Consider the following 542-nt stretch of genomic DNA (forward strand, 5'->3'; position numbering starts at 1 on the left):
GCGACGAACTCGACGGTGCGCACGTGCCGGGGCATCCGGGCCGCCCGGTAGATGTCGGCGATCACCAGGTCGTACCGGTCGTCCGGGGTGGCGGTCAGGGCGTCCCGGGCGTCGGCGACCTCCACCCGCACCTGCGGCGGCAGCGGCGGCAGCTCCCGGGCCACCAGGTCGACCACCGCCGCATCCCGCTCGACGACCCGTTGCGGGGAGCCGGGCCGGGTGGCAGCCAACCAGCGGGGCAACGTCAACGCCCCGCCGCCCAGGTGCAGGACGCTCAGCGGCGCACCGGCCGGGGCCGCCACGTCCACCGCCGAGGCGATCCGCCGGACGTACTCGAAATGCAGGTGGCGCGGATCCTCGAGATCCACGTACGACTGCTCGACCCCGGCGGACAGCAGTGTCCGCCCGGTCCGGCGGACCGGGTCGGCGACCAGTTCCAGCCGGTCGGCGGCGCGGTTCATGTCCGGCACGCTAGCCGAGCCCATGGCCCTCCCGGCCGGTGGCCCGGCACGGCCGACGGACCGGCGGACCGGGGTCGCCCC

General features: G+C 76.4%; 1 protein-coding gene. It reads right to left on the reverse strand.

Annotated features, from left to right (window positions below; genetic code table 11):
• Positions 1 to 461 (reverse strand): spermidine synthase (locus KBX53_RS35350; protein ID WP_210864074.1); only part of this gene is annotated, 461 nt, incomplete at its 3' end.
• Positions 462 to 542 lie beyond the last annotated feature (81 nt).

The sequence above is a fragment of the Micromonospora sp. M51 genome (genome assembly GCF_018070305.1).
Classification (GTDB): domain Bacteria; phylum Actinomycetota; class Actinomycetes; order Mycobacteriales; family Micromonosporaceae; genus Micromonospora; species Micromonospora parva.